The sequence below is a fragment of the Nocardioides sp. genome, assembly GCF_035429765.1.
Taxonomy (GTDB): domain Bacteria; phylum Actinomycetota; class Actinomycetes; order Propionibacteriales; family Nocardioidaceae; genus Nocardioides.
The window spans coordinates 1-5227 of the sequence record NZ_DAOMFK010000218.1; the positions used below are offsets into that span (position 1 = coordinate 1).

At 72.5% G+C, this 5227-nt stretch carries 6 protein-coding genes; 5 read left to right on the forward strand and 1 reads right to left on the reverse strand.

From position 1 onward, the window contains the following. Positions 1-871 (forward strand): DNA-3-methyladenine glycosylase family protein (locus tag PLP61_RS14830; RefSeq protein ID WP_324503525.1); only part of this gene is annotated, 871 nt, incomplete at its 5' end. 1 nt (position 872) lies between these two features. Next, positions 873-1355: a methylated-DNA--[protein]-cysteine S-methyltransferase gene (locus PLP61_RS14835; RefSeq protein ID WP_324503526.1), complete on the forward strand. Its 483-nt coding sequence runs from the start codon at positions 873-875 to the stop codon at positions 1353-1355. A 6-nt stretch (positions 1356-1361) separates the two neighbouring features. On the opposite strand, the gene PLP61_RS14840 is transcribed toward PLP61_RS14835, so the two are convergent. Further along, entirely contained in the window at positions 1362-2087 is a 726-nt protein-coding gene (locus PLP61_RS14840; protein ID WP_324503527.1) for an IclR family transcriptional regulator, read from the reverse strand. Between the two features lie 85 nt (positions 2088-2172). On the opposite strand from PLP61_RS14840, the gene leuC reads away from it, so the two are divergent. The 3 genes from leuC (at position 2173) to PLP61_RS14855 (ending at position 5060) form a co-directional block, all read left to right on the forward strand. Continuing rightward, a complete protein-coding gene (leuC, locus tag PLP61_RS14845; RefSeq protein WP_324503528.1) occupies positions 2173-3576 on the forward strand; it encodes a 3-isopropylmalate dehydratase large subunit in 1404 nt (467 codons plus the stop codon). 13 nt (positions 3577-3589) lie between these two features. Continuing rightward, positions 3590-4189, forward strand: a complete 600-nt coding sequence (gene leuD / locus PLP61_RS14850; RefSeq protein ID WP_324503529.1) for a 3-isopropylmalate dehydratase small subunit — start codon at positions 3590-3592, stop codon at positions 4187-4189. A gap of 181 nt (positions 4190-4370) precedes the next feature. Further along, positions 4371-5060 (forward strand): HU family DNA-binding protein, encoded by a 690-nt coding sequence (locus tag PLP61_RS14855; RefSeq protein ID WP_324503530.1) that lies wholly within the window; start codon positions 4371-4373, stop codon positions 5058-5060. Positions 5061-5227: the final 167 nt, after the last annotated feature.

Consider the following 5227-nt stretch of genomic DNA (forward strand, 5'->3'; position numbering starts at 1 on the left):
CGGGCCGGTCCCGATGCGGCTCGCCGTGCGCACGCCCTTCGCCGGCCGCGCCCTGCTGGACTTCCTGGCGGCGCGGGCCGTCGCCGGGGTCGAGGCGGCCGGCCCGGACTGGTACGCCCGCACGCTGGATCTTCCCCACGGTCACGGTCTCGTGCGGCTGCACCTGGCCGAGGTGCAGATCACCGGCGAGACGGCGTTCGTCCACGCCACCTTCACCCTCGCCGACCTGCGCGACACGGCCGCCGCCGTGGAGCGCGTCCGGCGGCTGCTGGACGCCGACTGCGACCCGGTCGCGGTGACGGAGTCGTTCCGAGCGGATCCCGCGCTGGGTCCGCTGGCCCGAAAGCACCCCGGGCTGCGGGTCCCCGGCCACGTCGACGGCAACGAGCTGGCGGTGCGGGCGGTCCTGGGGCAGCAGGTGAGCGTGGCCGGCGCCCGCACCCTCGCCGAACGGCTGGCCGGTGCGCACGGCGTACAGCTCGACGGTGCGCCCGACGGTCTGCGCCTGGTGTTCCCCGACGTCACCACGCTGGCCGCGCTCGACCCCACGACCCTCCCGATGCCCCGCTCACGCGGCCGAGCCCTGGTCGCGCTGGCCGGTGCCCTGGCCGAGGGACGAGTCCGCCTGGACCGAGGCGCCGACCGGCACGAGGTACGCCGCGCACTGCTGGCCCTCCCGGGCATCGGACCGTGGACCGCGGACTACGTCGCGCTGCGCGCGCTGGGCCACCCGGACGTGTTCCTGCCCACCGACGTGGGCGTCCGCACGGCGCTCGCCCGGCTCGGTGAGGCTCCTGCAGCCGCCGAGCGCTGGCGACCTTGGCGTTCCTACGCCCTGCTGCACCTGTGGCACTCGTTGAAGGAGACCTGAAATGTGGACCGTGATGAGCTCCCCGGTCGGGGACCTGCGGATCGTCGAGCACCACGGCGCGATCACCGCCATCGAGTTCGCCCCGTTCCGAGGCGCTGCCGACGGCAGGCCCCGGGGGGATCGTGACGACGCCCACCCCCTGCTGGTCGAGGCGGTCGCCCAGCTGACGGCCTACTTCGTGCGGGAACGCCGCGCCTTCGACCTGCCGCTGGCGCCGGAGGGAAGCGTCTTCCAGCGGCGGGTCTGGCAGGAGCTGGAGCGGATCGGCTACGGCGAGACCGCGTCGTACGGGCAGATCGCCCACCGGCTGGGGATGACCAACGCGGCCTCACGGGCCGTGGGCCTGGCCAACGGCCGCAACCCGATCCCGATCGTGATCCCGTGCCACCGGGTCATCGGCGCCGACGGGTCGCTCACCGGGTACGCCGGCGGCGTCGAGCGCAAGCAGGCACTGCTGGAGCTGGAGCAGGACGCGCTGTTCTGAGGCGTGCTACTCCGCGGCGGCCGCCCTGCGCAGGGACTCCGAGAGCCGCTCGGCGGCGGCGAGGACGGCCGGGGCGTGCATCCGGCCGGGCTGGCGCGAGAGCCGCTCGAGGGGGCCGGACACCGAGACCGCGGCGATGGTCTTGCCACTGGGGGAGCGGACGGGCGCGGACACCGACGCGACGCCCTGCTCGCGCTCGCCGACCGACTGCGCCCAGCCGCGGCGCCGGATTCCAGCCAGCGCCGTGGCCGAGAAGGCGGCGTTCTCCAGGCCGCGATGCATCCGCTCCGGGTCCTCCCACGCCAGCAGGACCTGCGCCGCGGACCCGGCACGCATGGTGAGCTGGGAGCCGACCGGGATCGTGTCGCGCAGGCCCGAGGGTCGCTCCGCGGCGGCCACGCAGACCCGGTGGTCGCCCTGGCGGCGCCACAGCTGCGCGGACTCGCCGGTGATGTCGCGCAGCCGCGCGAGCACCGGACTCGCGGCGGCCAGCAGGCGGTCCTCGCCTGCGGCGGCGGCGAGCTCGCCCAGCCGTGGACCGAGCACGAAGCGTCCCTGCATGTCGCGGGCCACCAGCCGGTGGTGCTCCAGCGCGACCGCCAACCGGTGCGCGGTGGGCCGCGCAAGGCCGGTGCCGGCCACCAGTCCGGCCAGCGTCGCCGGGCCCGCCTCCAGCGCGGAGAGCACCAGGGCGGCCTTGTCGAGCACGCCGACCCCGCTCGAGTTGTCCATATGGCAATACTGCCGTCTCAGATCATGGGATGCAAGCGCTAGGATGTCCAGCGTCACGAGCAGACCTGACGAAGGAGAGGCAACGATGGGCAGGACTCTGGCCGAGAAGGTGTGGGACGAGCACGTCGTCCGGACGGCCCCCGGAGAGCCTGACCTCCTCTACATCGACCTCCACCTGATCCACGAGGTCACCTCCCCGCAGGCCTTCGACGGGCTTCGCCTGGCGGGCCGCGCCGTACGCCGTCCGGACCTGACCCTGGCCACCGAGGACCACAACGTCCCGACGCTGGACTGGGACCGGCCGATCGCGGACCCGGTGAGCCGGACGCAGGTCGAGACCCTGCGCCGCAACGCCGAGGAGTTCGGCGTCCGGCTCCACCCGCTAGGCGACGTCGAGCAGGGGATCGTCCACGTCGTCGGCCCGCAGCTCGGGCTCACCCAGCCGGGGATGACGATCGTGTGCGGTGACTCCCACACCTCCACCCACGGCGCGTTCGGCGCACTGGCGTTCGGGATCGGCACCTCGGAGGTCGAGCACGTGCTGGCCACGCAGACCCTCCCGCAGGCGCGGCCCAAGACGATGGCCGTCACCGTCCGCGGCAGCCTGCCCGACGGGGTCACGGCCAAGGACCTCGTGCTCACGCTGATCGCCCACACCGGGACCGGCGGGGGACAGGGGTACGTCGTGGAGTACCGCGGCCAGGCCATCGAGGAGCTCTCGATGGAGGGCCGGATGACGGTGTGCAACATGTCGATCGAGTGGGGCGCGAAGGCGGGGCTGGTCGCGCCGGACCAGACGACGATCGACTACCTCCGAGACAAGCCCGAGGCGCCGAAGGGCGCCGACTGGGACGCCGCGGTGGCCTACTGGCGCACGCTCGTCACCGACCCCGACGCGACCTTCGACGCCGAGATCGAGCTGGACGCCTCCACCATGACGCCGTTCGTCACCTGGGGGACCAACCCCGGCCAGGGCGTGCCGCTGGGGGGCCGCGTCCCCAGCCCCGAGGACTTCGCCGAGCCGACCGACCGGGTCGCGGCCCAGAAGGCCTTGGAGTACATGGGCCTCACCGCGGGGACGCCGATGCGCGAGGTGAAGGTCGACACGGTCTTCGTGGGCTCGTGCACGAACGGCCGCATCGAGGACCTGCGCACCGCAGCCGCGATCCTGCGCGGCCGCAAGGTCGCCACGGACACCCGGCTGCTCGTGGTGCCGGGCTCGGTGCGGGTGCGGCTGCAGGCCGAGGCCGAGGGTCTGGACACGGTCTTCCTCGACGCCGGCGCGGAGTGGCGGGGCGCCGGCTGCTCGATGTGCCTGGGCATGAACCCCGACCAGCTCGCCCCGGGGGAGCGCAGCGCCTCCACCTCCAACCGCAACTTCGAGGGCCGGCAGGGCAAGGGGGGCCGTACCCACCTGGTCTCCGTGCCGGTCGCGGCGGCCACCGCCGTCCGCGGCACCCTGTCCTCGCCCGCCGACCTGACCGACTAGAAGGGCACCGACCATGGACGCGTTCTCCTCCCACACCGGCATCGGCGTCCCGCTGCGGCGCAGCAACGTCGACACCGACCAGATCATCCCTGCGGTCTACCTCAAGCGGGTCACCCGCACCGGCTTCGAGGACGGGCTGTTCGCCGCGTGGCGCAACGACCCGGACTTCGTGCTGAACAGCCCGGCGTACGCCGGCGGCTCGGTGCTCGTGGCGGGCCCCGACTTCGGGACCGGGTCCTCCCGCGAGCACGCGGTCTGGGCCTTGCAGAACTACGGCTTCCGGGCCGTCATCTCCTCGCGTTTCGCCGACATCTTCCGCGGCAACTCCGGGAAGGCCGGCCTGCTCGCCGCCCAGGTCGACGAGAAGGTCGTGCAGCGTCTGTGGGACCTGCTCGAGGACCGGCCGGGGACAACGGTCACCGTCGACCTGGAGTCGCGCACCGTGCGTGCCGGTGAGGGTGACCGGCTCGTCGAGGACTCCTTCGACATCGACGACTACACCCGCTGGCGCCTGCTGGAGGGTCTCGACGACATCGGGATCACGTTGTCGCACGAGGCCGACATCACCGCCTACGAGGCCACCCGGCCGTCGTACAAGCCGGTCACCCGCTGACGTCCAGGACGCCTCCAATTCCCCGATTTCGGCGAGAAATCAGGGGATTGGGCTCTCCTGAGTGGAAATTTCGGGGCGAAACACCGCGCGGTGTTAGACGCGGAGCCCTTGAATACCTAGCGTTTCGCGAAGAACCGTCGGGCATCGGCTCGGCCAGCACCGTTCATTGGAAGGGAAGCTAGTGAACAAGACACAGCTCATCGACGCGCTCGCCGCGCGTTACGAGGGGGACAGGAAGGCGGCCGCGCAGGCGCTCGACAAGGTCATCGACACCATCATGCGTGAGGTTGCCAAGGGCGAGAAGGTCGCCATCACCGGGTTCGGCTCGTTCGAGAAGCGCGTCCGTGAGGCGCGCTGGGTGCGCAACCCGCAGACCGGCGCCCGGATCAAGGCGAAGAAGACGGCGGTGCCGAAGTTCACGCCGGGCGCGGAGCTGAGGGCGGTGGTCTCGGGCGCGAAGAAGCTGCCGAGGATCGCCACCGCGCCGGCCAAGAAGGCCACCGCGCAGGCCAGCGCCGCGGCCAAGAAGGCCACCGCCCAGGCCAGCGCCGCGGCCAAGAAGGTGACCCCTGCCAAGAAGGCCACCGCCACCAAGGCGGCGCCGGCCAAGAAGGCCCCGGCGAAGGCTGCTCCGGCCAAGACCGCCGCCAAGAAGACCACGGCGACCAAGGCCACGGCGACCAAGAAGACCACGGCGACCAAGGCCACTGCCGCGAAGAAGACCACGGCGGCGAAGAAGGCTCCGGCCAAGACCACGGCCACCAAGACCACCGCCGCCAAGAAGACCGCCCCGGCCAAGAAGACCACGGCCAAGACCACCGCCGCCAAGAAGACCACGACGGCGAAGAAGGCCCCGGCCAAGAAGGCCTGACCGAACCCCCATGCACGGTGGCGGGCCCCCGACGGGGCCCGCCACCGCTGCGTCTGCGTGAGTTCTGGTCGCCTGCTCAGCGGGAGGCCAGGGCCGCGGCGGTGCGTTCCCCGACCCCCAACGTGCAGGCCCGGCCCAGGTCCTCGGGATCGTCCACGTCGAGCCTG

Bases quoted from the DNA above. Each gene is read 5' to 3' on its own strand.
- PLP61_RS14835 (WP_324503526.1), top strand. From the start codon at position 873: ATGTGGACCGTGATGAGCTCCCCGGTCGGGGACCTGCGGATCGTCGAG.
- PLP61_RS14840 (WP_324503527.1), bottom strand. From the start codon at position 2,087: ATGGACAACTCGAGCGGGGTCGGCGTGCTCGACAAGGCCGCCCTGGTG.
- leuC (WP_324503528.1), top strand. From the start codon at position 2,173: ATGGGCAGGACTCTGGCCGAGAAGGTGTGGGACGAGCACGTCGTCCGG.
- leuD (WP_324503529.1), top strand. From the start codon at position 3,590: ATGGACGCGTTCTCCTCCCACACCGGCATCGGCGTCCCGCTGCGGCGC.